Raw genomic sequence first — 25,821 nt, 5'->3', positions numbered from 1 at the left:
GCAGCTCGCTATTCGTCGATCCGAGCATGGCGCCGGCGTTCTCGCCGGCGCCATCTTCGTTCGTCTGATCGTCGGAGTTCGCCGCAGAAGCGACCGATGCGAACGCGACATTGATGCGATCGCTCAGTTATGGCGCTTGTCATTGGGCTGCGGCCTTGCCGCGCGCGGCGGCGGCGCGCGTCGTTGCTGGAAGCCGGGCCGCGCCTGAACTGCTGGCCGTTGCAGGCCGGGATGCGCGCCCGGCGCGGCCTGCCGAATGCCCGGTCGGGCCTCGCCTGGTGCCTGCGGCACAGGCTGCGCCGTACCCTGTCGCGGGCCGCCCGGCTGGCCTTGTCCCGACTGGCGTACGCCGCCCGGTGCCTGTGTGCGTCCGGGCTGCACACCGTCTTGACGCGCCGGCGACTGCTGTCCGCCGGGCAGCGTCGCGCCGCGGCGTCCGGGCTGTTGCCCCACAGGCTGTTGTCCGCCCGGCGTCTGGGCGCCGGGCGCGTGCGGCAGCGTCGCGCCGCCGGGCTGGCCGGGCAGCGCATGCTGTGCGCCGCCTTGCTGCTGCGTGCCGGGCTGCTGCGAGCCTGGCTGCTGCGAGCCCTGCCTGCCGGGCGTGCCTGGTTGCGGCGGCTGACCCGGACGGTTCGGCTGACCGGGCTGCTGCAACCGACCCGGACGGTTCTGCTGGCCCGGCTGCTGCGGCGCGTTGCGGTTCTGGCCCGGCAAGCCGTTCTGGCGCTGCGGGTTCGGCTGCACCGGCTGGCCGCGGTTCGGATACGGCGCGGCTGGATTGCCCCTGCGGAAATCAGGATTGGCGCGGCGGAAGTCGCGCTGCTCGGTCACGACCTGGCGGCCGAGCGCCTGCGCGCTGTGGACCTGGCGCACAAAACCCTGGTCGCGCGTGATCTGCTGCGGCGAGATCGTCAGCGGCACCGCGGCGAAACGTGCGCCGCCGGAGCCCGGACGAATCGCAAAGCCGCTGGCGCCGCGCGTCAGCACGCCGAGGGAGGCGCCGCTGCGGTCGTTGACCTCGATGCGGCCGACATGGCCGTCGGCGTCGGGATAGAGCTTGATGCCGACATTGTTGCTGGTCGCGGTCGCGCCTTCGGGCACCTCGACAAGGCCGGTGGTGCCGCGGATGCCGAGGGTTGCGGTCGGCGTCGAGATCTTCATGTCGCCGGTCTTGGCGACGGCGGCGGCGACGAAGGCTGCCGTTCCCTTGGCGACGTTGAACAGCGCGCTGTTCTGCGCACCGCCGTCCTCGTAGACGTAATTGTCGATCGTGATCCTGGCGTTGGCGCGCAGGTTGAAGGTGGTGCCGTCGTCGAAGGTGATGCCGAGCGACGAGGTCGCTGCCGTGGCGACCTCGTCATTGGCAAAGATGTCGTCGCGGATCTGCAGCGGCGTCGTGGTGTTGTTGCGCGTGACCGTGGCGCTTCCGGTCATCGTCGCGACGTTGCCGATCGGCTCGGGCGCGGCGGGTTGCGCACTCGCGGCCGGCGCCGGTGTTGCGGGCGCAGGCGTGGCAGGCAAGGGTGTTGCTTGCGCAGGTACAGCCGGTGTCGCGCTCGGCGCCGGAGCGGACGAGGGCGCCGGTGCAGGCTGTGCCTGCGCGAGCCGCATCAGGTCCGGCGCCGCATTGGCCTTTGCATGCCAACCTAGCGTGACGCCAGCACCAAGCAGAAGCGCAAACAGATAGGTGCGGCGCATCACCATCGATTCCCGGGGAGGCATTGGCTTCTTGATTTGACGCGTTTTCTTCACGCGAACCAGTGCCCCACTTCGCTCGAAAACGCTCTCGGACCGGCAATTGAGCCGCGTCAGGCTGAATGCCGAATGAACGGTCCTGCCTTGTTGTCATGGCGGACCAAAACGATCAAGCACCGCGCTCCGTTGCCGGAGGCGCGGTGCCTGGTCGCTGTTGGGGTTTTGCTTAGCCGCGCTTGTGAGGAGTGATGTTGAGTGGTTTCGCCGGCTTGGCCGCGGGTGCGTAGCTCGTGGGCTGCGCGGCCGCAGCCGGCGGTACATAGTGGAACACCGCCTTGCAACCGTCGCTGAGCTGCGCGCGCTGGCGGATCATGCATGTGGTGACGCGATCGACGTCGGGAATTTCCGAGCTGCACAGCCGCATAGCATCGCCGGTGCACATCTGCTGCTGCTCGTCGGTGTAGGCGTGGGACGCCGAGGTCAAGAGACCAAGCGCGAATGCGGTTGCCGCCAGCAGTTTGCCGTGACGAAGCGCGGAAGCGGTGAAAGCCATGATGTCCCCCTTGTGATCGCGCCGAAGCAGCGCGTCGCCAGACACATCACTAGGGAGGCTCGGTTTCGGCGATTCTTCGTCGCGGCCGCAAAATGGTTTCGTCGCGCGCCCGTTTGTTTCGTTGACCAGATGCGGATGCTTACGGTACCGCCGTCGCCGGCGCTCCCTCGAGCGCGAGCACGGCCTCGCGCTGGGCTTCGGGCATGGCGCGGATGCGGCGCCTCGCGATGAGGCGGAGCGCGGCAAAGCCGCCCACGAACACCACGATCTTGCTCACGATGCCGTAGATCGGCATCACGACGGCCCATGTCGTGATCTCGCAGGCCAGCGCGACGAAGGCGTTCACGGCGGCAGACACGAACATCAGGCCCGACCAGGCATAGCCGACCATGATCGCGACGTCGGGCACGACCTGCTGCGCGATCGCGGGGAGATAGCGGTTCAGCCAGCCGGGCTTCAGCATCACGACGCCGACGATCGCGTAGATCACGCTCGGCTTGAACAGCACGAAGCGCGGGTCGCGGGTGAGTAATGTCGCGGTGCCGGCGCCGACGACCAGGACCAGGCTGAGCCATTCCATCGTGCCGATCCGCTTGCCGCGCATCATCTGGATGCCGATCTGTGCGACACCGAAGGCGATGCCGAGGCCGACCGCGAGCGCGGTGTTGTGCGTCAGCAGGAACAGGACGAGAAAGACCAGCGTCGACGCCAGGTCGAGCGCCAGCAGCCTTGCTGCAGTGAGGAAATGCTTCATCGGTCGTTGTGCTCCGCATGCCGTGGCGCAACTAGCGCCAGCGTCGGCCCAGCTAGGCAGATCGTACGGCTGAAAGCCTATCAATTTCAGAAATCGAGGAGTGAATTGTCAGTTCGAACGGGCGATTTCCACGTCGTTGGCCACATTCTGCCCGCCAGTCGCCCTGCGGCGAAACGCGCTCGGCGTCAGCCCGGTGTCCGCCTTGAAGGCGCGGTTGAACGGCGCGAGCGACTGGAATCCGGCGTCGAGCGCGATCGTCAGCACCGGCACCTCGGCCTGACCGGGATCGCCGAGCGCCGCCTTGGCGTCGTCGAGCCGGTAGCGGTTGACGAAGGCGTTGAAGTTGCGGTGGCCGAGCCCGTCATTGATCAGCGTTCGCAACCGGTATTCCGGCATGCCGATCCTGGCCGCGAGCAGGCCGATGGTCAGCCCTTCCTCCCGGTAGGCCCGCTCGGTCGCCATCAGGTGCTTGAGGCGATGCAGCGACGCACGGTCCGGAGCCGACAGGTCGGCCGGCGCCTGCGACGCGGCGACTCGGCCGGCCTGGCTGCCGACGTCCGGCCCGGCCACGGCCGGTTGGCTCTCGGGCGGATCGAACAGCATCATCCAGATCGACAGCAGCCCGAATGCACCAAGGCCGAGCGCGATGCTCAGGCTGATCGACCGGGCGGGAATTGCAGCCAGCCCTGCCACGGCGGCCAGCGTCATCTGCAGGCCGATGCCGACCACCAGCGCGATCAGGATTCGGCCGCGTGCCGTTGTCACGGCAGTTCGCCATGCTTTCCGGATCTCAGCGATCCCGAGCAGGGCGAAACCGATCGTCGCCAGTGCCAGCATGCGGCCGCAGGTGCCGGCGAGACCGGGCCAGATCGTCCAGCCGTTGTGGCTCACGAGGCCAAGGCCAGCGAGCAGCGTCCACAGGGCCGCATGCCACGGGTGAAGGGCAAACTGCTCATCGAACATCGCGCGCGCCCACAACCAGAAAATCACCGGCGAGCCCATCGCGAAGGCGACGAACGGAGAGCTCCAGCCGAATGACGATGCGGGAAAAAAACGGCGCGGTCGAGATCGCGTAGGCTGCGCCCGCGACACCCATCGTGGCACCGAGATACGCGGCGCGATGCACCGCCGCGTAGCGCAACAACAGCACCGCGCAAACCTCCAGGAACAGTGCGACCACCGCGCCGCGGAGACCGAGTTCAAGAGCCGTCATCGCCATCGCAAGCCGCCCGCAGGTTAAAGTCGACCGTGCGACGCTTATAGCGTGTCCGGCTGTTCACATGAAGCGACCGGCGAGCGGGCAAAAGCCTGATGTCCGCCGGCCGATCGCGCGGCAGTGGACATCAGAGCGATCTTGACATGTCAGGCCTAGCATCGCGCCGCGTATGCGGAAGAATGGATTGCTTCGTCGCTTCGGCGCAAAATTGCTCCGCATTTTTTGTCGCGAGCTCCTCGCAATGACGGGGAGAGTACGTGGGTCTCAAAGCAACAAAGCGCCCGGCGGGGGCGGCCGCCGGGCGCTGAACTCAATGCCTGTCGAATGTCTTAGAACACGCCGAGAATGATGGCGCCGACGAAGGCTAACGCGATGTACGCGGCCACAATGCTCAGCTTGCTCAGCAGAGGACTCGCGAAATCCATTGGGAAACTCCCTCGGTTCACAACGCTGCCCGCATTAACGCCAAAGCTAGCAAGGGGTTCCCGGCCGAAAAAGTAAGCCCTGCTGTCGGGCCCGATGTTCCCGGGCGATGCCGCATTGCGATGCGAGGTTCAAAAAGACGCCGAATCAACGCGTTGAAGCGGCTGCAAATATATTCCGCGCCGGCGCGAATTGCGGATGCGCCATCGGTACGAGATACCGTCGGACGGCATCCCAATTTCGATTGTGAATTCGGAGATTGCTACTTTTAGATGAATGGCGATGCCGGACTCGAAGGTCGACACATTCTCGATCACAACATGAGCCGCGGCCATCACCTCACGCTCACGGTGCGGAGCATTCGTCGCGTTGATGATGCAACAAGCCTCACGCACGAGCGCACGTCGCCCTGCCGGGTTCCAGCGCATGGTTAAAAGCGCCTGAAACCAATCGGTCGAAATGCGTTGAAGAGTCTTTAATCAAATTCGCAGAACCTCCGCGCCATGACGCGTGGAGTTCGTTTGTATCTCGTCGGCTCCCTTGTCCTTGTGTCGCTGGCTGGTTGTGGTCGCGGTCTGTTTCAGACTGCAGAGCGTGAACCGTGGCGAGCCGAGGCTGAGGCCGCTTGCCTGAAATCAGGTGCGGTCAAGGAAGGCCCCGACCTCGTCCGCATCGATCCGATCTCGGGTCCCGGTGTCTGCGGCGCCGAGTTCCCCCTCAAGGTCGCCGCACTCGGTGAAGCGAGTTTGGCTTACGGATTTGCCGACGACAGCCTGCGTCCGCCGGCGTCGATCGGCAACAGCCAGCCGCGCTGGCCGATCAACCGGCAGCCGAGCCCGCCACCCGCGCAGGCGCCGTATTCCGATCAGGCCGTCCGCCAGCCGAGCTATGGCAGCCAGCCCAACGGACCGGTCTCGCTGTCGGCGCCAGGCGTGCCGCTGCAGCAGGGTGAGATCGACCTGCCGCCGGAAGGCTCAGCCGACGCGCAAGGCGAGCGGCCTTACTATCCGGGCCTGCCCTCCAATTCGCAGCGCGAGGGCGCGGCGGCGCCCTATTCACCTGCACCTTATTCCCAGCAACCCCGCGAAGCCGCGCCGCCGCCGCGGCTCGGTCCGTCGAACGGCAACCCCGTGATGGCCGTCGGCCCGGTCGCGGTGAAGCCGGCGGCAACGCTGGCGTGCCCGATCGTCTCGGTGCTCGAACGCTGGCTCGCTGATTCCGTGCAGCCGGCAGCACAGCGCTGGTTCGGCGCGCGCGTCGTCGAGATCAAGCAGATCTCGGCCTATTCCTGCCGCGGCATGAACGGCAATTCGCGCGCGCATATTTCCGAGCACGCCTTCGGCAACGCGCTCGATATCGCAGCCTTCACGCTCGCCGACGGCCGCCGCATTTCGGTGAAGGATGGCTGGAAGGGTCTGCCGGAAGAGCAGGGCTTCCTGCGCGACGTCCAGGCCGCCGCATGCGAGCACTTCACCACGGTGCTGGCACCGGGATCCAACGTCTATCACTACGACCACATCCATGTGGATCTGATGCGCCGGGCCAGCCGGCGTCTGATCTGCCAGCCCGCCGCCGTCTCCGGCGAAGAGGTCGCGGCGCGCGCCGGCGGCCGTAACCCCTATGCAACGCGCGAACCTTATGTCACAGGATCGCTCGGCGGCAGAAAGCCGGCCCCGCGGGGTAAGGCGGGGGTCAACGAAGAAGACGAGTTCGCCGACGAATAGGGACGCGTCTGATATCCGTATTTTTACTGGGTGACACCGCGCAAACGGTAGCCACTTTTGTTGCATACGCTCGCTGAGTCGGGCGCACCCGGCTGATTGTTTGGGGGATGGCTTTGCAAGACGCGCCGATCATTCTCGTCATCGAAGACGATCGTGATCTTCAGATGATGGTGGAGGACGCCCTGAAGGACGGCGGCTATGAGCCGGCGATCGCTGGCTCCGGCGAGGAAGCGTTGACGCTGCTGAAGGCGTTTCGCACCAAGTACAGCGCGCTGGTCACCGATATTCGTTTGCTCGGCCGGCTCGACGGCTGGCGCGTGGCGCGCGGCGCCCGCGAGATCGATCCGTCGTTTCCGGTGCTCTACATCACCGGCGGCGGCGGCGACGAGTGGCCGACCAGGGGCGTGCCGAACAGCGTGCTGCTCAACAAGCCATTCTCGCCCGACGAGCTGGTCGCAGCCGTGGCCAAGCTGGTCAAGGGCGGGGCGCAGGCCTGACGTTCGCTTAGATCGGCCTGTCACGCGGTTGCTGGTTCGAGCAGGCGCCTATTCCGTCCTTATAGGATCTCAGGGCAATTCTTCTCGAATTCATACGCCGGCGCGGTCACCTTCGTCCCAGCTATCCCTGCGAACGGATTTCGCAGCAGCCGGAGAACGAAGATGACGACCTATCGCGCCTATATTGTCGGACCGCACAGCCGATCCATCGGCGTCGTGAACATGGATTGCAACGACGACGACCAGGCCGTCACGTCGGCCAGCCGTCTTGTCGATCACCACGATATCGAACTGTGGCAGATGGACCGGCCGGTCGCCAGGCTCTATGCCGGGTCGAAGCAGGTATTCTGCAAGTAGTGCGACATCACGCGGCAGGCCGGGTGTCGCGCGCTGCGTTCCCTGATGATAGACCTTGCGCCAGCTTCGTCATCAACAGGGATATCGGTCATGGCAGCGGACAAGGTCGCACTCGTCACCGCAGGCGGCAGCGGCATGGGAGCGGCGGCGGCGAGGCGGTTGGCCGCCGATGGCTTTCGCGTTGCGATCCTGTCGTCGTCGGGCAAGGGCGAGGCGCTGGCGAGCGAGCTCGGCGGCCTCGGCTTCACCGGCTCGAACCGCTCGAACGATGATCTGAAGCGCGCCGTCGACGGCGTGATCGCGCGCTGGGGCCGCATCGATGCGCTGGTCAACAGCGCCGGCCACGGCCCGCGCGCCGGCGTGCTCGAATTGACCGACGAGCAGTGGCACGCCGGCCTCGATGTCTATTTGATGAACGTGATCCGCCCGACGCGTCTCGTCGCACCTCACATGCAGGCGCAAAAGTCCGGCGCGATCGTCAACATCTCGACCGCCTGGGCCTTCGAGCCGAGCGCGATGTTTCCGACATCTGCGGTGTTCCGCGCCGGGCTCGCCGCCTTCACCAAACTGTTCACCGACAGCTACGCCGCAAGCAATGTCCGCATGAACAATGTGCTGCCGGGCTGGATCGACAGCCTGCCGGCAACCGACGAGCGCCGCGACAGCGTGCCGATGAAGCGTTACGGCAAGGCGGAGGAGATCGCCGCGACCATCGCCTTCCTCGTCTCCGACGGCGCGGGCTACATCACCGGCCAGAACATTCGCGTCGACGGCGGCCTGATGCGGTCTATCTGAGGCCTTTACACGCGACTGGGCCGCATGCTCATGGACAACGGACCCCGGGAGCAAAGCAGGAATTGCCAGCTTTCCCGCTCACTCCTGGATATCGAGCGGTACTCGCGCCTTTGTTCCGGACGGGAGTTAGCGTTAACGACGCTTGGTGATTTCCTCCCTGACCGAAATCGCTTCGAAGTTTGTTAAAATCTACTGGGTACCTCCTCCGGGCATAGCAATCCGGGGACAGATATGGGTAAGCGGGCCAAACGTAAAAAGACAGAGACGCTCGCACTACCGGTGATCGGAAGAGTCGCAGTTGGCGCCATGGCCGCTGCCGCTTTGGGATACGGTTTGCTGTCTCGCCCGGCGAGCGTTCAACCGATACGCAAGCCGTCCGCGCAGCAAGTCCAGGCACCGTCAACGCCAGCTCACATATCAACTCCAGTTCGTGTCGCAGCGTCAGCTGCGACTCCAATCCCGGCCCCGGCCCCGGCTCCAGTCTCGGCCCCGGCGCCTCTGGTCGAACCACCCAAAGCTGCTGATGGTCCGGGCAGATTTGTTCGGCAGGTGGTTGATTATGCCAGTCACCAGGCGCCAGGCACCGTCGTGATCGATACCGGAAGCACCTTCCTTTATCTCGTTCTGAACGACAGACAGGCGATGCGCTACGGCATCGGTGTTGGCCGCGAAGGTTTTACATGGTCCGGTGAACAGACCGTGGCCCGCAAGACAGAATGGCCGGATTGGCGTCCGCCTGCGGAGATGCTTTTGCGTCAGCCTTACCTGCCGCGGTTCATGGCAGGCGGTCCCGGCAATCCGCTCGGCGCCCGGGCAATGTATCTGGGCGATACCGAATATAGAATTCACGGCACCAACAAGCCCGATACGATCGGGAGGCGGGTTTCGTCAGGCTGCATCCGGCTGACCAATGACGACGTCGTGGATCTGTATGAGCGGGTGAAAGTCGGAGCGAAAGTGATCGTGCTTCCGGCAGCCCATCGACCATCCCAGGCAGCGCCCGACGCCGCCTCCCGATCGCCGGACCCGGCATCGCCGTCGAACCGGCCCACGGCAGCCAACGCGCAGATGCCGTCATCCGGACCGAAGGTGGCCGAAGTCCAGTGACTCGATTGCTCTCGGTCCGGAATTGAGGACAAGCAGACATCTCGCGCGCTTTGGCCTCGCGACAAGCCACTTGCGTCCACACGCTGCGCATCCTGCTCCAGGCTGCGCGCGTCACAATTGCGGCGACCTCTGATTGCGTTTGTCGTGATGACAAACCGAAAGCGCAGGACTAGCCTTCCGTCAAATCAAAACATACGGGAGGATTGGCATGCCAGACGCAGCAGTTGCAGCACGCGCTTCGGACTCCACGCAGAGCGGAACCACACAGCAAGTCGACGTCGCGGTCGTCGGCGCCGGTTTCGCCGGTCTTTATCTGCTGCATCGGCTGCGCAAGGCGGGCTTCTCGGCGGTTGCGCTCGAAGAGGGCGCTGATGTCGGCGGCACCTGGTACTGGAACAGATATCCGGGCGCGCGCTGCGACATTCAGACCATCGACTACAGCTACACGTTCGATCCCGAACTCGATCAGGCGTGGACCTGGTCGGAGAAATACGCCACCCAGCCGGAAATCCTGCGCTATCTCGGCTTCGTCGCCGACCGCTACGATCTGCGCCGCGATATCCGCTTCGGCACCAAGGTCACGAAAGCGACCTGGGACGATGCGACTTCGCGCTGGCTGATCTCGACCAACAACGGCGCCAATGTCTCGTGCCGTTACTACATCATGGCGACCGGCTGCCTGTCTTCGCCGAAGCCGCCGGAAATCGACGGCGTCAAGGACTTCAAGGGCGAGATCTATTTCACCGGCCGCTGGCCGCATCAGGGCGTCGATCTGAAGGGCAGGCGCGTCGCCGTCATCGGCACCGGATCGTCGGGCATCCAGTCGATCCCGCTGATCGCCGAACAGGCCGCGCAACTCACCGTGTTCCAGCGCACGCCGAACTTCGCGCTGCCTGCGGGCAATGGCCCGGCGCCGCAGGATCGCAAGACTTACTTTGAAAGCGACCGCGCGGCCTATCGCGAGCAGGCGCGCCTGTCGATGGCCGGCGTGCCCTATCCGGTGCAGACCGTGGTGAGCTGGCAATTGAGCGACGCGGAGCGCCGCGAGCGGTTCGAGAAGGCGTGGGCGGCAGGCGACCTCGTCCACATCCTGACTCAGCTCTGGGCCGACCAGGCGGTCGACGTCGACGGCAACAGGCTGGTCGCCGACCTGATCCGCGAGAAGATCGGCGCCGTCGTCAAGGATCCGGAGACCGCCGCAGCGCTGGCTCCGCACGACCATCCGTTCGGCGCCAAGCGTCCCTGCCTCGATACCAATTACTACGCGACCTACAACCGCCCCAACGTCACGCTGGTGAACCTGCGGCAGGAGCCGATCAAGGCGATCACGGCCAGCGGCATCTCGACCGGCGGGCGCAGCTTCGATGTCGACGTCATCGTGTTCGCCACCGGCTTCGATGCGATGACCGGCGCGATCATGGCGGTGCATCCGATCACAGGCCGCGGCGGCAAGTCGCTATCGGATGTCTGGGCGCACGGACCGCAGACCTATCTCGGCGTCACCGTCGCGGGATTCCCCAACCTGTTCATGATCACCGGCCCCGGCAGCCCGTCGGTGCTGTCCAACATGGCGGTGTCGATCGAGCAGCATGTCGGCTGGGTGGTCGAGCGGATCGCCGCGCTGCGCGACGCCGGCTTCACCACGATGGAAGCCACCGAGACCGCGCAGGCCGGCTGGGAACGGCACATGGCCGATTGCGCGACGCTGACGCTGCACCGGCTCGCCAACACCTGGTACACGGGCGCCAACGTGCCCGGCAAGCCGCAGGGCGTGATGCCCTATACCGGCGGCGTCGGACCCTATCGCAGCATCTGCAACGAGGTGGTCGGCCGCGGCATGCTCGGCTTCAGGCTCTCGGGTCCAGGCGTAGCCGAACAGTGCAATGACGGCGAGGTCGTACGCTTGCAGCCGGATGTGCGGCTGGTGTTGAACCTGCTCGGCGAGATGAACCTGCCGCCGCTCGAGACGATGGGCGCGCAGGGCGCGCGCGGCTTCCTCAACGAGTTCAACAAGGGCCGCCCGGCTGGGCGGCCGGTCGGTGAGGTCGGCACCGGCATGCTGCAGGGCGCGGACGGTCCGCTGCCCTACAAGCTCTACCGGCCGGCGACGCCGGGGCCGCATCCGATCGTGGTCTATTTCCACGGCGGCGGCTGGGTGCTCGGCGACGAGCTGTCCGACGATCCGTTCTGCCGCGACCTCTGCCGGCGTACCGGCATGATCGTCGTCAGCGTCGGCTATCGCCACGCGCCCGAGCATCGCTTCCCGGCCGCGGCCGAGGACGGCTATGCGGCGACGCGCTGGATCGCCGCCCACACCGCCGAGCTCGGCGGCAGGACAGGGCCGTTGCTGGTCGCGGGCTGGAGCGCCGGCGGCAACATCGCAGCCGTCACCTGCCAGCTCGCGCGCGATCGCGGCGGGCCGGAGATCGCGGGCCAACTCCTGATCTGCCCGGTCACCGACTCGACCTTCGACCGGAAGTCCTATGTCGACAATGCGACCGGCTACTTCCTGACCCGCGGGCTGATGTTCTGGTTCTGGGATCTGTACTGCTCGCCGGCCGACCGCACCGATCCGCGCGTCGCACCGCTGCGCGGCAAACTGGAAGGCCTGCCGCCGGCGTTCATCGCGACCGCGGAGTTCGATCCGCTGCGCGACGAGGGCATTGCCTACGGCGATGCGCTCATCAAGGCCGGCGTCAAGGTCGAGCAGCTCAAGGCGCACGGCCACTTTCACTCGTCGTTCGTGATGGTCGACGTCATCATCACCGGCGTCAGCGGCCGCGTGAAGATGGCGAAGGCGCTGCGCCGCTTCGCCGGACTGCCGGAGGAGATCGAGCAGGACAACGCAGCACGGCCGGAGGTCAACGCTGCGGCGAACTAGGTTGGGATTGAATTGCAGCCGCAACTGCGGTGCGCTCCCTCTCCCGCTTGCCGGCGCTTGCGGGGGAGGCGCGTTGCGAAAATATCGAAAACAACCCCATGCAAAGGAGCCGGCGGTGGCCGACGTTCGACCGGGCTACTTGACACGTCGGGCAACTCACGGGTATATTTCTAATATTCCGAAATCGCGCAGACGCACGCTCGATTCAATCTCGCGACATCTTGCACTAACCGAGCTCGAACGTCGTGACGCCGAACACGCGATCGATCCGCAATGGCGGGATCGGGCCGGTATACATCCGCGCGGTCTCGAACACCGGTAGCAGCCCGAGGCCTAGCGCCAGCGCGACGGCGTCGCGGTTGACCGCGGGGACATCGAGGAAAATCTCGCCGCCGCCTGCACTCGCGAGCAATGCCGCCAGAATGGTCTCGGCGCTGGCGCGGTCATCGGCAATCAGCGGACCGATCTTGCGGCCGGTGCGGCACGGCCGGATCACGCCCCAGCCGGCCAGCCTGCCGTCGCGCAGCAGCGCGCGTCCGATATGTCCTGCTGTATTGATCCAGGCGTTTAGGAAGGCCAGGCGCGGCGCGGGAAATACCGTGGCATCGTCGGCCTCGATCAGCGCCAGCGGTACGTCGGTCAACGCAACGATGTGCCCGTTCGGCGCCGGCGGTGCGGCGACCGTGCCGCCGTAGCGCACATTGGCGTAAGCGAGCGTGAAGCCGGACTTGCTGTAGTTCGCCTGCTGCGCCACCACGCCGTCGAGCCCGATCACGCGCGGCCGCGCATGCGCGATCGCCGCATTCCAGATCTTCAGGCCATGGCCGCGGCCGCGCAGATCCGGACGCACGATGTAGAAGCCGAGGAAGGAAAACTGCGCGCCGTAATTGACGCAGGAGATCACCGCGGCAGGTTCGCGGTCGAGCTCGCCGACGAAAAATCCGTGCGGGTCCTCGGCGGCAAAACAGGGCGCATCGGCGAGCCCGGGATTCCATCCCTCCGCCGCCGCCCAGTCCACCGCGAGCGCGATTTCGTCCGGCTGCATCGTACGGATACTGAGTTCGCCCACACCTGATCTCCTTGTGTCGGGCCATCGATCGGCTCGTGGCACGTCGTGCTCATGCGTTGGGCAGCGCGCATCCGCCAAGGCGAACCGGCGGCCGTAGACAGTGTACGACAAAATCCGCTTCGGCAGACGGTCTTATGCAGTTTGTGCCAGGCACGAGCTGCGCTCCTTGTCGCCGCACGGGATGAGAGGCCGTATCAACAGCTCACGGTTGCCTCGTTCCATGCACACGTCACAATTGTGATGACAATGAATCGTGTCGCGCTGATTTGGCGTGGCGAGAAAGATGTCGTTTGGCTCGCTGGAGGGGCAATGGAGCAGTTGGTAACCGTGCGGACCGATCACGTCCGGGATTTCGAGGATCTCGGCGCGGTCGTTGCCGACGCGCCCCGCACGATCGTTCAACTCGGACGGGGCAAGCTCGAGGGGCGGCTGGTGCACGCATCGGTCGGCGGTCTTGCGCTCGACGTTGCGTCGTTCAATCTTGGTTTGAGATCGCGAGGCGCGACGTCCAATCGCGACCGGGTCTCGATCAGCATGCTCACCGAGTGCGGCGATCGTGTCTCGCGTTCGTCGTTCGAGTCGCGTCCCGGCGACGTATTGATCACGCCGCCAGGCCAGGAACATGAGAATCGCTACCATGGAAGCGCATCCGTTGCGGTGATCTCCATGACCGAAGATGACATCCGGTCGGCTTTCGGCAACGAAGCATGGCTGGCGGACATGATGTACCGGCAGAGAAGCCATTATCGAGCCAATGCAGCGACGGTCGAACGCGCTATTCCCGTGCTGCGATCGTTCATCGAGCGCCTTGTCGCGCATGAGACGGTCTTCACCAAGGACTCAGCCATGTTTTGGAGGCGCGCGATCATCGAGGCCATGACGGCGCCGTTGCTGGGCGGTTTGCGGTCGACACAGGATGGCCCGCGGCCGTCGGCATCGAAGATCGTCAACCGGGTCGAGGAATTCCTCGACGCTCGCGCGCCGGCGCCGATCCACATCTCCGAGATATGCAGTGGCGTCGGCGTCTCGCGGCGGACACTGCATCGTGCATTCAACGAAGTCCTCGGAATGGGGCCGATCGCATTCCTGCGCTATCGGCGACTATGCACGATCCACACGATCATCAGCTGCGGATTGCCCGACGACGTCACGATCGCCGACCTGGCGATGCAATACGGATTTCTCGAGCTCGGGCGCTTTGCCGCCAACTACCGGCAGCTGTTCGGCGAAAACCCGTCGCAGACGCTGCGCCACCGGCGCGCGCAGCTTTCCCTTGCCGAGGCGCGCGACCGATTGCGCGCGGGGCGGGTTACCGGCCTGCTGATGTGACGCGCGCTCTTCTGCGGCCTCAGTTCGCCTGCTTCGGCCGGTACGCCGCGAAGAACACGCGCGTGGCGCTGTCGACCACGGTCGCGATCCGCTCGGGCGAGGGCGCCGGCTTGGCCTGGAAGATGAACGCCTGGAACAGCGTCGCCTGGCACATCTGCATGAACTGCCAGGCCGCCAGCTGATAGTCGTCGACCACGAGCTCGCCCAGCGCGGCGCGCGCCTCGAGATAGGCGGCGAAGCGGTCGACGGTGTGGGCGATCACATGGGTGTAGAACCGGCTGCCGAGCTCGGGCATCCGCTCGGCGATCGCCATCACGGTGCGGATCGCCGAACCGCCGCCGGGCCGGCACAGCACGGCGACATAGGCGCGGCCAAATTCGGGGAGGGTGGTGTCGACGTCGCGCGCCGGATCGAAATTGAAGGCGACCTTGCCTTGCTCGAGCTTCTCCTCCTCGACGATCGCCGCGAACAGCCCCGCCTTGTCGGGGAAGTAGACGTAGAGCGTGCCCTTGGAGACCGCGGCGGCGCGGGCGATCTCGCCCATGCTGGCGCCGTCGAAGCCGAGCTCCAGGAACACCTTGCGGGCGCCGTCCAGGATCTGGCGGCGTTTCGATGATTCCTCCTCGCCAACCGAGGCGGGAGAGGTTCGGGGCACTGCAACCATTGATTTAGCTTCTCGCGAAAGAACTCAACCCAGAATCAGCAAAGGGGAGAATCGAAGCCTTATAATCTATGGCGCAGGAATGTATATTGACCGAACCGTTCGGTCAATGGTATTGGTGGGGTGACGATGCGCCGCATGGCGCTTATTTCCGCCATTGCGGGCGTCAAGATTTTTGTGGGGAGCCACGGCTATGGCCGCAGCACGAGATCAGGCTGCACGCATTGTTCGGCCCGGGCCCGAGACGGCCGAGGACGCGATGGCGCGCGATGCATCCGGCGAGCAGGCGAGGGCCGAGGAGGCCAAGGGCCTGGAAGCCAAGGGGCCCGGCGACAAGCGTCCCGCCGAGGCGCCGCCCGCTTCGGCACCCGAACAGCCGGCGGCTTCGCCCGCCGCGGCACCGAAATCCGGCAAGCGCAAATTCGTGATGATGGGCATCGTCGGCCTGCTTGCGATCGCCGCCGCGAGCTATGCCGCCTATTACCTGATGGTCGGACGCTTCTACGTCTCGACCGACGACGCCTATGTCCGCGCCAACAACACCATGCTCGGCGCGCGCGTCGCGGGCCACATCGCGGCGATCCTGCCCGGCGACAATTCGCTGGTGCGCGCCGGCGACGTGATCTTCCGGATCGATGACGGCGATTATCGCATCGCGGTCGACGCAGCGCGGACCCGGATCGGGACCCAGCAGGCGACGATCGAGCGCATCGGCCGCCAGGTCGCCGCCGCCGTCAGCGCCGTCGAGCAGGCGCAGGCCCAGCTGGTGTCGGCCCAGGCCGGCCTGAAGCGCGCCGATCTCGATTTCGATCGGCAGCAGGCGCTCAGCACCAAGGGCTTTGCCTCGCGCGCCACTTTCGAAGTGTCGGAAGCCGGCCGCGACCAGGGCGCGGCCGCGGTGCGCTCGGCGCAGGCGGCCTATGATGCCGCCAAGGACAATGTCGAGGTGACCAAGGCGCAGCAGGCGGAAGCCAGCGCCCAGCTCGCCGAATTGCAGACCCAGCTCGCCAAGGCCGAGCGCGATCTCGAATTCACCAAGGTGCGCGCGCCGGTCGACGGCACCTTCTCCAACCGCCTGATCAACACCGGCGACTACATCACGGTCGGCCAGCGGCTCGGCAATGTGGTGCCGCTCAACGGCGTCTTCATCGACGCCAATTACAAAGAGACCCAGCTCAAGCGCATCCGCACCGGCCAGCGCGTGACGATCAAGGTCGACGCCTACGGCTTCCGCAAATTCACCGGCATCGTCGACAGCATTTCGCCGGCGGCGGGCTCGGTGTTCACGCTGCTGCCGCCCGACAACGCCACCGGCAATTTCACCAAGATCGTGCAGCGCCTGCCGGTCCGCATCCGCGTCCCCGATAGCGTCGCCAGGCAGGGCCTGCTGCGCGCCGGCATGTCGGTCTACACCACGGTCGACACCAGCGAGGGCGCGGCCGATGCCGACGCCGATACCGACCTCGACTCGCCGATGATGATCCATCCGCAGTGATGTCATGATGCCTCGGACGTTGTCCGAGGCCCGGAGCTTGATGAGCCCATGGCCGACGCGACCACTGCTTCGCCCTCGATGATGACCGGCGCTTCGGAGTCCGAGCGCATCCAGCCGAAGCGGCTGGTTGCCTTCATCATCATGGTGTTCGGCATGTTCATGTCGATCCTGGACATCCAGATCGTCTCGGCCTCGCTGTCCGAGATCCAGGCCGGCCTGTCGGCATCGTCGACCGAAGTGTCGTGGGTGCAGACCGCGTATCTGATCGCCGAGGTGATCGCGATCCCGCTGTCCGGATTCCTGTCGCGTGCGCTCGGCACGCGGCTGCTGTTTGCGATCTCGGCGTTCGGCTTCACGATGTCGAGCCTGCTCTGCGGCTTCGCCTCCACGATCGAGCAGATGATCCTGTGGCGCGCGCTGCAGGGCTTTCTCGGCGCCGGTATGATCCCGACGGTGTTCGCTTCGGCCTACACGATCTTCCCGCGCAGCAAATTTTACATCGTGGCGCCGATCATCGGTCTCGTCGCGACGCTGGCGCCGACGGTTGGACCCACGGTTGGCGGCTACATCACCGACCTGATGTCGTGGCACTGGCTGTTCTTCATCAACATCGTGCCCGGCGTCATCATCACCGTTGGCGTGCTGGCGCTGGTCGATTTCGATCAGCCGAACTTCGCGCTGCTCGATCGGTTCGACTGGTGGGGCCTGATCTTCATGGGCGGCTTCCTCGGCTCGCTCGAATATGTGCTGGAGGAAGGTCCGCAATATGAGTGGCTGCAGGACACTTCGGTCGCGGTCTGCGCCGCGATCGGCTTCGTCTCGGCGGTCGCCTTCTTCTGGCGGGTGCTGACCGTGGAGGAGCCGATCGTCGATCTCTACGCCTTCAACAACCGCAACTTCGCGGTCGGCTGCGTGCTGCAGTTCTGCATCGGCATCGGGCTCTACGGCCTCACTTACGTCTATCCGCGCTATCTCGCGGAGATCCGCGGCTACAGCGCGCTGATGATCGGCGAGACCATGTTCGTCTCCGGCGTCACGATGTTCTTCATGGCGCCGGTGGTCGGCCGGCTGATGCAGAAGGTCGATCTGCGCTACATCATCGCCTTCGGCCTCGTCACCTTCGCGCTCGGCTCGTGGCAGATGACCTGGATCACCCGCGACTATGATTTCTACGAGCTGCTGCTGCCTCAGATCCTGCGCGGCATCGGCATGATGTGCGCGATGGTGCCGACCAACAACATCGCGCTCGCGACGCTGCCGCCGGACCGCGTCAAGAACGCCTCCGGCCTGTTCAACCTGATGCGCAATCTCGGCGGCGCGGTCGGGCTCGCCGTGATCAACGAGGTGCTCAACGACCGCACCGACCTGCACATCTCCCGGCTGCATGACCGCGTCACCTGGGGCAACACGACAGCTGTGGAGACGCTCAACACATTCACCCAGCGCATGCAGGGCATGGGCGATGCCGCTGTCATGGCGATGAAGCAGCTCTCGCAGATCGTGCACCGCCAGGCCGCTGTGATGGGCTATGGCGACGCCTTCTTCATGCTGTCGCTGTTCTACGTCGCGCTCAGCCTCCTGGTGCTGTTCGTCAACAAGCCGCCGTCGATGACCGCGGCCGGCGGCGACGCGCATTGAGCGCATCGCCTCGCGCGCGTGTGGTCTGCACCCGGTCGCGTGAATAGCTGATATCGCCGACACATTGACGCACTCACGCTGATGTCATCTTGCCAATCGCACGTGGTGCATTTATGAGCACCGCTTCCTTACTCGAACCGGGGAGATGCGCATGAAGTCGTTTGTTTCGCAGGTCGCGCGCCCGCGTTCGAAGGTGCTGGACGCGCTCACGCGTTAGCTCCCGGCGCTGATCGGGCCTGATCCCCGATCATCAAAACTTCCCAACACGTTACCGATTGTTTTCAGCGACATCCGCGGCCGGATTCCGCCCGCCCGTCGCCTCAGATGGAGCCGGCCGGCGCGACAGACGCGTGGCCGGAATGTGCCATGACCGCTCTACCGACCAAGCGACCGGCTGCGATCCGGATCGTGCTCCCCTTTGTGTTCCGCCACTGGCTGGAACAGCCGCTCCGCGCGTCCGCCGTGACCGCGGGATTCCTCGGCGCGACCGCGGCCGACCTGTTCATGCCGGTGTTTTCCGGCCATCTGGTCGACGCGCTGACCGCGGGCGCGACCGATGCCGTCGCACGCCATGCGGCGCTGCTGGCGTTCGGCGCCATCGTCGGTCTCGGCGCGCTGTCGCTGCTGCTGCGGCTGGTCGGCATCGAGACCATCGTGCCGTTCACGCTGAAGACGATGTCCGATGTCGGGCAGCAGGCCTTCATGCGGGTGCAGCGGTTCTCCACCGACTGGCACGCCAATTCGTTCGCCGGCTCCACCGTGCGCAAGATCACGCGCGGCATGTGGGCGCTCGATTTGCTGAACGACACCATCCTGATGGCGCTGTTGCCGTCGGTCGTGGTGCTGATCGGCTCGATGATCCTGCTCGGCGTGCATTGGCCGCAGCTCGGCGCCGTGATCGCCGTCGGCTCCGTGATCTATGTCGCGATGACCATGGTGTTCCAGGTGCGCTACGTCGCGCCGGCCGCGCGCGTCTCCAATGCGTGGGACACCAAGGTCGGCGGCACCCTGGCCGATGCCTTGACCTGCAACGCGGTGGTGAAGTCGTTCGGCGCCGAGACGCGCGAGGATATCAGGCTCGACGGCGTCATCAGCCGCTGGCGCCGGCGGGTGCAGCGGACCTGGTTCCGCTACAATCACACCTCGACGGCACAGCTACTGGTGCTGCTGTGCTTCCGCGCGTCGGTGATCGGCGGCGCGATCCTGCTGTGGGCGGCCGGCCGCGCCACGCCGGGCGACGTCACCTATGTGCTGACCAGCTACTACATCATCCACGCCTATCTGCGGGATGTCGGCATGCACATCAACAACCTGCAGCGTTCGGTGAACGACATGGAGGAGCTGGTGCAGATCCATGGCGAGCCGCTCGGCATTGTCGATGCCGTCGACGCCAGGACGATCGACATCGAGGGCGGCCGCATCGTGTTCGACGACGTCACGTTCCACTATGGCGGCCATCGGCGGCCGCTCTATGACGGGCTGTCGGTCGACATCGATGCCGGCGAGCGCGTCGGACTGGTCGGACGCTCCGGCTCCGGCAAGACGACCTTCGTCAAGCTGGTGCAGCGGCTCTACGACGTCTCCGGCGGCACAATCCTGATCGACGGTCAGGACATCGCCAGGGCGACGCAGCAATCGCTGCGCAGCCAGATCGCGATCGTGCAACAGGAGCCGATCCTGTTCCACCGCACGCTGGCGGAGAACATCGCCTACGGCCGGCCGGGCGCCGGCATGGAGGCGATCGAGCAGGCGGCGCGGCTTGCCAATGCGCACGACTTCATCATGCGGCTGCCGAAGGGTTACGGCACGCTGGTGGGCGAGCGCGGTGTCAAGCTGTCGGGCGGCGAGCGGCAGCGCGTGGCGCTGGCGCGCGCCTTCCTGGCGGATGCGCCGATCCTGATCCTGGACGAGGCGACCTCGAGCCTCGATTCGGAATCCGAGGCACTGATCCAGCAGGCGATGGAGCGGCTGATGAAGGGCCGGACCTCGATCGTGATCGCACACCGGCTGTCGACCGTGCGCAGCATGGATCGCATCCTGGTGTTCGATCGCGGCGAGATCGTCGAGCAGGGCACGCACGAGGTGCTGGCCGCGCGACCCGGCGGCATCTATCGCGGCCTGTTCGAGCGTCAGGCGACGGAGTTCGGCCAGGCTGCGGCGGAGTGAAACAGCATGGTCCGGAAACGTGCGAAGCGGTTTTCCGAAAAGACCGCTTAAACAAGAAGCTAAAGCGCGATGACGATGCACCCTGACCTCATCGCGCTTTTGCGGCGCGTGGCTGATGGATCATGTCCGTCAGCCGCGCGCCGGCGCTTTATCTCGGCGCGAGTCCATTCCACACCAGCGCCACGCCGGAGAGGAACAGCAGCACCAGCACGACGTCGGAAAAATTGCGGTCGCTGAGCGCGTGATAGAGCCGCGCGCCGAGCCAGGCGCCGATCAGCGTTCCCGGAAACGCGCAGGCCGTGAGCCAGACCAGTTCCGGCTTCACCAGGCCGCTTGCGATCTGGACCAGCAGCGCGGCCGCCAGGATCGTGAAGTTGAAGATCTGGAACACGCCGCGGCGTTGCTGCTTGCCCCAGCCGCGCAGGCTTGCCCACAGGATCGGCAGCGGGCCGGACAGTCCGGCGAGGCCGCCGAGGATGCCGCCGGCAAATCCGATCGCGCCGTCGGCCCATTTGCCGCCGAACGAAATCGACATCGGTTTGCGCTGCAGGAACAGCAAGGTCGGAAACAGCAGCAGGAAAACGCCGACCGTCAGCTTGAAGACTTCGGGGTCGGCCTGCGCGATCAGCAGGATGCCGATCGGCACGCCGGCGAGGCCGCAGATCACGAACGGCCAGACCAGACGGAAATCGATGCTCTTCCAGATCGTCGGCAGCGTCGAGACCTGCGCGATGACCGAGCAGACCAGCACCAGCGGCACCGCAAGCGTCGGCGGCAGCACGTAGAGCCAGATGCCGAGCGCCATCAGCGCGGTGCCGAAGCCGGCCAGCCCGGAGACGAAACCGCCGGCAAGCGCGCCGAAGAACAGGATGGCGTAGCTCGCCGGGTTCATTTTTTCTCCTTCGTCGTTCCGGGATGGTCCGAAGGACCGGACCCGGAATCTCGAGATTCCGGGTTCGATGCTGCGCATCGCCCCGGAATGACGCGGTGTTTGACGCAACGTTTACACAACGCACATCGCAGGTACTATTCAAAACCGCGGCTCATCAACGATAATTGGAATGGAAGCATCCCCATGACGGCGAGTTCATCCAAAACATTTCTGGTCTGTCACGGCGCCTGGTCGGCAGGATGGGCGTGGAAGAAGATGCATCCCCTGATGCAGGCCGCGGGGCACCGGCTGATCACGCCGAGCTACACCGGGCTCGGCGAGCGCGCGCACCTTGCGCATCACGGGCTCGATCTGGACGCGCATATCCAGGACATGCTCAACGTCATTTCTTATGAAGATCTGCGCGACATCGTGCTGATCGGCCATTCCTATGGCGGCATGGTCGCAACCGGCGTTGCCGACCGGGTCCGCGAGCGCATCGCGCAGATGATCTATCTCGACGCCTTCGTGCCCCGCGACGGCCAGTCGCTGTTCGATCTCAACGAAGTGGCCATCGAGACCATGCGTGAGCTCGCGGGTGACGGCGACGGCTGGCGTGTTCCGCCGATGCCGACGCCGCCGGACACATCTCCGACAGATCTCGAATGGCTAACCGCACGCCGCGTCGACATGCCGATCAAATGCTTCGAGCAGAAGCTGAGGCTGCAACACGGCGAGACCAGCCTGCCGCGCAGCTACATCTACGCCACCCGCGCAACGCAGGCCGACACGTTCCGGCAGTTTGCCAAACGCACGAAGAATGAGGCCGGCTGGCGTTACTTCGAGATCGACGCCAGTCACTCGCCGAACGTCACCGCGCCGGAGGCACTGATGGCGATGCTGCAGGAAATCGTCTCCTGACGAGCCGTTGTTCCGGGCGATGCCAGGCATCGCCGGGATCAATCAGACGCGCTGGTTCGGGTCATGCACCACGCGCGTCGCGCACGGCCTGAGCAACTTTCGTCGCCTGCGACACCCGGCCGATTTTCGCGCCTGCAACGATCTTCCGCCGGCGTTCGCTCGGCTTCGGCGTCATGCCTTCGCCGGCGGTCGCTCCAGCCGGCGGACGCGTCGTGAAGTTCGCGGCCCGGTGCAGCGCGAGCGCCTTGCGGGCGGCTTCGACATGCGCGGTCCGGGCCGCCAGATTGTGCTGACGCCTGAGCTCGGTGTTCACCCGCTTCAGCGCCGCCGCGAACACCTGCTTCCGTTCCGACGCATGCGTGGCGGTTCCCGGAAAGCTGGTCCCGCGAGGCTCGGCCTTTCCGCGGCTCTCGCGCTGCTTGTGCCGGCCGACCGTTCGTTCCTTGTCACGCATCTTGCGCAAGCGGGGCCGCATCGCCTCGAGCTCGGCCACCTCGACGCCGTAGATGGCCGGGTGATGCGTCAGGTGGATGGCCTCATATTCTTCGTGGCTGAGAATGCTGCGCTCGAACTTGCAGGCGACCGACATTACCACTCCTCCTCTTGATTGCTTGAATCTCGGGCAGAAGGACACGTCCAGCTCCAGCAGATCATAGCGCCAATGCCGTCGGATGGCTAATTTGCCAGCCACTCGCCGACCGTCACGGCGCGCGGCGGGCCGACTGGTCTGCTCTCGGAGGCGGACGCCATAACTTGGTCTCGCATGTTCGATCGAACTGCGACATAATCGGACCTCGGGTGGTCAGCTGGTGAATGTGGTCGTATGAACCGAAGCCCCGTGCTCATAGATCTGGCCCTGCAGGGCGGAGGATCGCACGGCGCATTCACGTGGGGCGCGCTCGACCGGCTTCTTGAAGAGCCATGGTTTCAGATCGCGGGTATCTCCGGCACATCGGCCGGGGCGATGAATGCCGCAGTGCTGGTGGACGGCTGGACCGCGGGCGGTGCGGCCGGCGCCCGCGAGGCGCTTGAGAAATACTGGCGAAACGTCTCGCGCGCCGCCGCATTCAGTCCACTGCAGCGCTCGCCGCTCGATCGCTTCCTGGGGCGATGGTCGCTCGACAGTTCTCCGGCCTATCTCTTCACCGATTTGATGTCGCGGATGCTGTCGCCTTATGACCTCAACCCGCTCGGCTTCAACCCGCTGCGCAAGATCCTGGTCGAGAGTATCGATTTCGAACGTCTGGCGCGGTCGCCGATCAAGCTGTTTGTGACCGCCACACGCGTGCGGACGGGCCGCGGACGAATCTTTCGCAACGCGGAGATCACGGCGGACGTGCTGCTCGCATCGGCCTGCCTGCCTACCATGTTCCGTGCGATCGAGATCGACGGCGAGCCCTACTGGGACGGCGGTTATGCGGGCAACCCGACGATCACGCCGCTGGTTCGCGAGACCGACGCGCACGACACCGTGGTCGTGCAGATCAACCCGAGCGAGCGGCCGGAAGAGCCGCGCACGGCTGCTGACATTCTCAACCGCCTGAACGAAATCTCGTTCAATTCGCCGCTGGCAAAGGAACTGCGCATGATCGCGCTGCTGCGCCAGGTTGCCGATCCCGGCACCGGAGAGGGCGCGCGCTGGGCGCAAATGCGGACGCATCGCGTCAAGAGCGACATGCTCGCGACGTTCGGGTCGTCATCCAAACTCAATGCGGAATGGGCGTTCGTGACCAAGCTGCACGAGGAAGGGCGACGCGCGGCCGGCGAATTCCTCGACAGGCACGGCGCCGATCTTGGCGAGCGCTCGACGGCCGATCTGGACATCCTGCTGGCGGAGTGCTGAAGCGATGGGGCTTCTCGGCATTCTCGTCGGGCTTGGACTGCTCGTTTGCCTGGCCTTCCGTGGCTGGAGCGTCCTGCTGCTGGCTCCGCTCTGCGCGCTGGTGGCTGCGGCCTTCGGCGGCGAGCCGTTGCTCGCCAGCTGGACCCAGACCTTCATGGGTAGCGCGGCGGGGTTTCTCGCGCAGTTCTTTCCGATTTTCTTGCTCGGCGCGCTGTTCGGGAAGTTGATGGACGATAGCGGCGCCGTGGCGGCGGTCGCAAGCTTCATCACCCGCAGCGTGGGCGAGGGCCGGGTCATTCTTGCGGTCGTGCTGGCGGGTGCCCTGGTGACCTATGGCGGCGTCAGCCTCTTCGTGGCGTTCTTCGTCATTGTCCCGATGGCCCAGTCGCTGTTTCGTGCGGCCGACATCCCGCGCCGCCTGGTGCCGGCGGCCGTCATCCTCGGCACCTCGACATTCACGATGTCGGCGCTGCCGGGCACGCCGTCGATTCAGAATGCGATCCCGATGCCCTTCTTCGGCACGACGCCGTTCGCTGCACCGGGCCTCGGCGTCATCGCGTCGATCATCATGCTGGGCGTGGGATTGTGGTGGCTGCTGCGCGCGGAGAAATCGGCGCGCAGCGCGGGGGAGGGCTACGGGAACGAATCGTCATCCGCTCTCGAGGATGCCGCCGACGATGAGTTGGTGCGCGAGCGGGCAACGACGGCGCGCGAGTTCGACCCGGCGGAGTTACGCCACGGACATCACAGCGAAGCCGAGGTCCCCACCTTCAACGCCGTACTGCCTTTGGTCGTCGTCGTCGCCGTCAATCTGGCGATGTCGCTCGTCATCCTGCCTCGGCTTGATTTCTCGTTCCTGGCCGAACAGCGGTGGGGAAACACCTCATTGGCTGCCGTTGCCGGCGTCTGGTCGGTGGTGGTCGCATTGGCGGGAGCAATCGTGACCGTCATCCTCTGCAACTGGACACGACTGCCGGCGCTGCGGCAAACCATGGACGCCGGCGCCAACGCGTCCGTCCTGCCGGCCCTGAGCGTCGCGAGCCTGGTCGGGTTCGGCGCCGTGATCGCCTCGCTTCCCGCCTTCGGCATGGTGCGCGAGTGGGTGCTGCAGATCGAAGGCGGCCCGCTGGTGTCGCTTGCCGTCGCGACCAACCTGCTCGCGGCGCTGACCGGATCGGCGTCCGGCGGCTTGACCATCGCGCTCGATGCGTTGGGCCGAACCTATATGGATCTCGCAGCGCAGGCGGGCATCGATCCCGGTCTTCTGCATCGCGTCGCGGTGATCGGTTCGGGAACGCTTGACATCCTGCCCCACAATGGCGCGGTGGTAAGCCTGCTCGCGATCTGCGGCCTCACGCATCGCGACAGCTATCTCGACATTGTCATGGTCGGGATCGTGAGTTCCGTCATCGGGCTCGCCGCCGTGATCGCAATCGGAACCGTATTCGGGTCGTTCTAGGGCGCCATGGGGCCTGGTTGAATCGTCGTGTGGCCCTGCGCCCGTTCGTCAGGTCTCCTTGTCCGCGAGTCGAATCCCTTCATCTCTCAGCGCCTTGAGAATCGCCTGGACGTCCTCAAGCGAGAGCTCTTTCGGGCACAGGTTGTTGAGCTGATCAGAGGTGACGACACCGGTCTGGTCGCTGATTTCACGCGCAGCCTCGATGATCTTGCGCAGGTCCATCGGTGATCCTTCCGAAATGGGGTCCCGAGATGGGGAATGTCATCTTGGCGCCGCCACGATGTCAGAAGCAAGAAGCGTTACGGACCGGCAAGGCATCAGCGGCAATCGATGAGCGGTCAACGCCGCGTCGGATCTCTGCATATCA

General features: G+C 65.5%; 24 protein-coding genes. 13 read left to right on the top strand and 11 right to left on the bottom strand.

The genetic code is table 11. The annotated features are described in order from the left end of the window. Positions 1-123: 123 nt before the first annotated feature. The 6 genes from ACVILL_RS02290 to ACVILL_RS02265 form a co-directional block, all read right to left on the bottom strand. Positions 124-1,722 (bottom strand): FecR domain-containing protein, encoded by a 1,599-nt coding sequence (locus tag ACVILL_RS02290; protein ID WP_456727656.1) that lies wholly within the window; start codon positions 1,720-1,722, stop codon positions 124-126. Positions 1,723-1,921: 199 nt separating this feature from the next. Next, on the bottom strand, positions 1,922-2,248 hold the full coding sequence (locus tag ACVILL_RS02285; protein WP_456727655.1) for a hypothetical protein: 327 nt from the start codon (positions 2,246-2,248) through the stop codon (positions 1,922-1,924). Positions 2,249-2,387: 139 nt separating this feature from the next. Continuing rightward, the gene (locus tag ACVILL_RS02280; protein ID WP_456727654.1) at positions 2,388-3,002 is read right to left on the bottom strand and encodes a septation protein IspZ; all 615 of its coding nucleotides are present in this window, start codon (positions 3,000-3,002) and stop codon (positions 2,388-2,390) included. Positions 3,003-3,110: 108 nt separating this feature from the next. After that, a complete protein-coding gene (locus ACVILL_RS02275) occupies positions 3,111-4,004 on the bottom strand; it encodes a helix-turn-helix domain-containing protein (RefSeq protein WP_456727653.1) in 894 nt (297 codons plus the stop codon). After that, positions 3,955-4,221 carry a hypothetical protein gene (locus ACVILL_RS02270; protein ID WP_456727652.1) on the bottom strand — a complete coding sequence of 89 codons (267 nt, stop codon included), beginning with the start codon at positions 4,219-4,221 and terminating at the stop codon, positions 3,955-3,957. Before ACVILL_RS02270 ends, ACVILL_RS02275 begins: the two co-directional genes overlap by 50 nt. Positions 4,222-4,772: 551 nt before the next feature. After that, positions 4,773-5,069, bottom strand: coding sequence for a hypothetical protein (locus ACVILL_RS02265; protein ID WP_456727651.1), 297 nt, complete (start codon positions 5,067-5,069; stop codon positions 4,773-4,775). A 75-nt stretch (positions 5,070-5,144) separates the two neighbouring features. On the opposite strand from ACVILL_RS02265, the gene ACVILL_RS02260 reads away from it, so the two are divergent. From ACVILL_RS02260 to ACVILL_RS02235, 6 genes are all read left to right on the top strand, one after another. Next, positions 5,145-6,365 carry an extensin-like domain-containing protein gene (locus ACVILL_RS02260; protein ID WP_456727650.1) on the top strand — a complete coding sequence of 407 codons (1,221 nt, stop codon included), beginning with the start codon at positions 5,145-5,147 and terminating at the stop codon, positions 6,363-6,365. Positions 6,366-6,478: 113 nt separating this feature from the next. Further along, positions 6,479-6,862, top strand: coding sequence for a response regulator (locus ACVILL_RS02255; RefSeq protein ID WP_456734147.1), 384 nt, complete (start codon positions 6,479-6,481; stop codon positions 6,860-6,862). Between the two features lie 162 nt (positions 6,863-7,024). Continuing rightward, on the top strand, positions 7,025-7,219 hold the full coding sequence (locus ACVILL_RS02250) for a hypothetical protein (protein ID WP_456727649.1): 195 nt from the start codon (positions 7,025-7,027) through the stop codon (positions 7,217-7,219). A gap of 90 nt (positions 7,220-7,309) precedes the next feature. After that, positions 7,310-8,014, top strand: a complete 705-nt coding sequence (locus ACVILL_RS02245; protein WP_456727648.1) for an SDR family oxidoreductase — start codon at positions 7,310-7,312, stop codon at positions 8,012-8,014. A 231-nt stretch (positions 8,015-8,245) separates the two neighbouring features. Beyond that, positions 8,246-9,121, top strand: coding sequence for a L,D-transpeptidase (locus tag ACVILL_RS02240; RefSeq protein WP_456727647.1), 876 nt, complete (start codon positions 8,246-8,248; stop codon positions 9,119-9,121). A 208-nt stretch (positions 9,122-9,329) separates the two neighbouring features. Further along, positions 9,330-12,002, top strand: coding sequence for a flavin-containing monooxygenase (locus ACVILL_RS02235; protein ID WP_456727646.1), 2,673 nt, complete (start codon positions 9,330-9,332; stop codon positions 12,000-12,002). A gap of 226 nt (positions 12,003-12,228) precedes the next feature. Here the strand turns inward: ACVILL_RS02235 and ACVILL_RS02230 are convergent, their stop codons facing one another. After that, positions 12,229-13,071, bottom strand: coding sequence for a GNAT family N-acetyltransferase (locus ACVILL_RS02230; protein ID WP_456727645.1), 843 nt, complete (start codon positions 13,069-13,071; stop codon positions 12,229-12,231). Between the two features lie 246 nt (positions 13,072-13,317). On the opposite strand from ACVILL_RS02230, the gene ACVILL_RS02225 reads away from it, so the two are divergent. After that, positions 13,318-14,400 (top strand): helix-turn-helix domain-containing protein, encoded by a 1,083-nt coding sequence (locus ACVILL_RS02225; protein ID WP_456727644.1) that lies wholly within the window; start codon positions 13,318-13,320, stop codon positions 14,398-14,400. A 19-nt stretch (positions 14,401-14,419) separates the two neighbouring features. On the opposite strand, the gene ACVILL_RS02220 is transcribed toward ACVILL_RS02225, so the two are convergent. Then, entirely contained in the window at positions 14,420-15,064 is a 645-nt protein-coding gene (locus ACVILL_RS02220) for a TetR/AcrR family transcriptional regulator (RefSeq protein ID WP_456727643.1), read from the bottom strand. Between the two features lie 190 nt (positions 15,065-15,254). Between ACVILL_RS02220 and ACVILL_RS02215 the strand changes: the two genes are divergently transcribed. The 3 genes from ACVILL_RS02215 to ACVILL_RS02205 all read left to right on the top strand — a co-directional run bounded on the left by ACVILL_RS02215 (position 15,255) and on the right by ACVILL_RS02205 (position 20,360). Next, positions 15,255-16,556: an HlyD family secretion protein gene (locus ACVILL_RS02215; protein WP_456727642.1), complete on the top strand. Its 1,302-nt coding sequence runs from the start codon at positions 15,255-15,257 to the stop codon at positions 16,554-16,556. Between the two features lie 48 nt (positions 16,557-16,604). Continuing rightward, positions 16,605-18,194, top strand: a complete 1,590-nt coding sequence (locus ACVILL_RS02210; protein WP_456727641.1) for a DHA2 family efflux MFS transporter permease subunit — start codon at positions 16,605-16,607, stop codon at positions 18,192-18,194. A gap of 366 nt (positions 18,195-18,560) precedes the next feature. Beyond that, positions 18,561-20,360 carry an ABC transporter ATP-binding protein gene (locus ACVILL_RS02205; protein WP_456727640.1) on the top strand — a complete coding sequence of 600 codons (1,800 nt, stop codon included), beginning with the start codon at positions 18,561-18,563 and terminating at the stop codon, positions 20,358-20,360. A 148-nt stretch (positions 20,361-20,508) separates the two neighbouring features. Here ACVILL_RS02205 and ACVILL_RS02200 read toward each other — a convergent pair whose 3' ends face one another. After that, entirely contained in the window at positions 20,509-21,252 is a 744-nt protein-coding gene (locus ACVILL_RS02200) for a sulfite exporter TauE/SafE family protein (RefSeq protein WP_456727639.1), read from the bottom strand. 183 nt (positions 21,253-21,435) lie between these two features. Between ACVILL_RS02200 and ACVILL_RS02195 the strand changes: the two genes are divergently transcribed. Next, on the top strand, positions 21,436-22,152 hold the full coding sequence (locus tag ACVILL_RS02195) for an alpha/beta fold hydrolase (protein WP_456727638.1): 717 nt from the start codon (positions 21,436-21,438) through the stop codon (positions 22,150-22,152). 61 nt (positions 22,153-22,213) lie between these two features. On the opposite strand, the gene ACVILL_RS02190 is transcribed toward ACVILL_RS02195, so the two are convergent. Next, on the bottom strand, positions 22,214-22,741 hold the full coding sequence (locus ACVILL_RS02190) for a hypothetical protein (RefSeq protein ID WP_456727637.1): 528 nt from the start codon (positions 22,739-22,741) through the stop codon (positions 22,214-22,216). A 234-nt stretch (positions 22,742-22,975) separates the two neighbouring features. On the opposite strand from ACVILL_RS02190, the gene ACVILL_RS02185 reads away from it, so the two are divergent. Continuing rightward, complete coding sequence (locus tag ACVILL_RS02185; protein ID WP_456727636.1) at positions 22,976-23,995, top strand: patatin-like phospholipase family protein; 1,020 nt, start codon at positions 22,976-22,978, stop codon at positions 23,993-23,995. Positions 23,996-23,999: 4 nt separating this feature from the next. Next, positions 24,000-25,454: a GntP family permease gene (locus ACVILL_RS02180; RefSeq protein WP_456727635.1), complete on the top strand. Its 1,455-nt coding sequence runs from the start codon at positions 24,000-24,002 to the stop codon at positions 25,452-25,454. A gap of 48 nt (positions 25,455-25,502) precedes the next feature. Here the strand turns inward: ACVILL_RS02180 and ACVILL_RS02175 are convergent, their stop codons facing one another. Continuing rightward, the gene (locus ACVILL_RS02175) at positions 25,503-25,676 is read right to left on the bottom strand and encodes a hypothetical protein (protein ID WP_456727634.1); all 174 of its coding nucleotides are present in this window, start codon (positions 25,674-25,676) and stop codon (positions 25,503-25,505) included. Positions 25,677-25,821: the final 145 nt, after the last annotated feature.

The organism is Bradyrhizobium sp. USDA 3364 (assembly GCF_054056355.1).
The sequence above is the reverse complement of the archived record's forward strand: the minus strand, read 5'-3'. Positions and strand labels throughout refer to the sequence as shown.

Bases quoted from the DNA above. Each gene is read 5' to 3' on its own strand.
- ACVILL_RS02290 (WP_456727656.1), bottom strand. From the start codon at position 1,722: ATGCCTCCCCGGGAATCGATGGTGATGCGCCGCACCTATCTGTTTGCG.
- ACVILL_RS02285 (WP_456727655.1), bottom strand. From the start codon at position 2,248: ATGGCTTTCACCGCTTCCGCGCTTCGTCACGGCAAACTGCTGGCGGCA.
- ACVILL_RS02280 (WP_456727654.1), bottom strand. From the start codon at position 3,002: ATGAAGCATTTCCTCACTGCAGCAAGGCTGCTGGCGCTCGACCTGGCG.
- ACVILL_RS02275 (WP_456727653.1), bottom strand. From the start codon at position 4,004: ATGGGCTCGCCGGTGATTTTCTGGTTGTGGGCGCGCGCGATGTTCGAT.
- ACVILL_RS02270 (WP_456727652.1), bottom strand. From the start codon at position 4,221: ATGGCGATGACGGCTCTTGAACTCGGTCTCCGCGGCGCGGTGGTCGCA.
- ACVILL_RS02265 (WP_456727651.1), bottom strand. From the start codon at position 5,069: ATGCGCTGGAACCCGGCAGGGCGACGTGCGCTCGTGCGTGAGGCTTGT.
- ACVILL_RS02260 (WP_456727650.1), top strand. From the start codon at position 5,145: ATGACGCGTGGAGTTCGTTTGTATCTCGTCGGCTCCCTTGTCCTTGTG.
- ACVILL_RS02250 (WP_456727649.1), top strand. From the start codon at position 7,025: ATGACGACCTATCGCGCCTATATTGTCGGACCGCACAGCCGATCCATC.
- ACVILL_RS02245 (WP_456727648.1), top strand. From the start codon at position 7,310: ATGGCAGCGGACAAGGTCGCACTCGTCACCGCAGGCGGCAGCGGCATG.
- ACVILL_RS02240 (WP_456727647.1), top strand. From the start codon at position 8,246: ATGGGTAAGCGGGCCAAACGTAAAAAGACAGAGACGCTCGCACTACCG.
- ACVILL_RS02235 (WP_456727646.1), top strand. From the start codon at position 9,330: ATGCCAGACGCAGCAGTTGCAGCACGCGCTTCGGACTCCACGCAGAGC.
- ACVILL_RS02225 (WP_456727644.1), top strand. From the start codon at position 13,318: ATGAATCGTGTCGCGCTGATTTGGCGTGGCGAGAAAGATGTCGTTTGG.
- ACVILL_RS02220 (WP_456727643.1), bottom strand. From the start codon at position 15,064: ATGGTTGCAGTGCCCCGAACCTCTCCCGCCTCGGTTGGCGAGGAGGAA.
- ACVILL_RS02215 (WP_456727642.1), top strand. From the start codon at position 15,255: ATGGCCGCAGCACGAGATCAGGCTGCACGCATTGTTCGGCCCGGGCCC.
- ACVILL_RS02210 (WP_456727641.1), top strand. From the start codon at position 16,605: ATGGCCGACGCGACCACTGCTTCGCCCTCGATGATGACCGGCGCTTCG.
- ACVILL_RS02205 (WP_456727640.1), top strand. From the start codon at position 18,561: ATGACCGCTCTACCGACCAAGCGACCGGCTGCGATCCGGATCGTGCTC.
- ACVILL_RS02200 (WP_456727639.1), bottom strand. From the start codon at position 21,252: ATGAACCCGGCGAGCTACGCCATCCTGTTCTTCGGCGCGCTTGCCGGC.
- ACVILL_RS02195 (WP_456727638.1), top strand. From the start codon at position 21,436: ATGACGGCGAGTTCATCCAAAACATTTCTGGTCTGTCACGGCGCCTGG.
- ACVILL_RS02190 (WP_456727637.1), bottom strand. From the start codon at position 22,741: ATGTCGGTCGCCTGCAAGTTCGAGCGCAGCATTCTCAGCCACGAAGAA.
- ACVILL_RS02185 (WP_456727636.1), top strand. From the start codon at position 22,976: ATGAACCGAAGCCCCGTGCTCATAGATCTGGCCCTGCAGGGCGGAGGA.
- ACVILL_RS02180 (WP_456727635.1), top strand. From the start codon at position 24,000: ATGGGGCTTCTCGGCATTCTCGTCGGGCTTGGACTGCTCGTTTGCCTG.
- ACVILL_RS02175 (WP_456727634.1), bottom strand. From the start codon at position 25,676: ATGGACCTGCGCAAGATCATCGAGGCTGCGCGTGAAATCAGCGACCAG.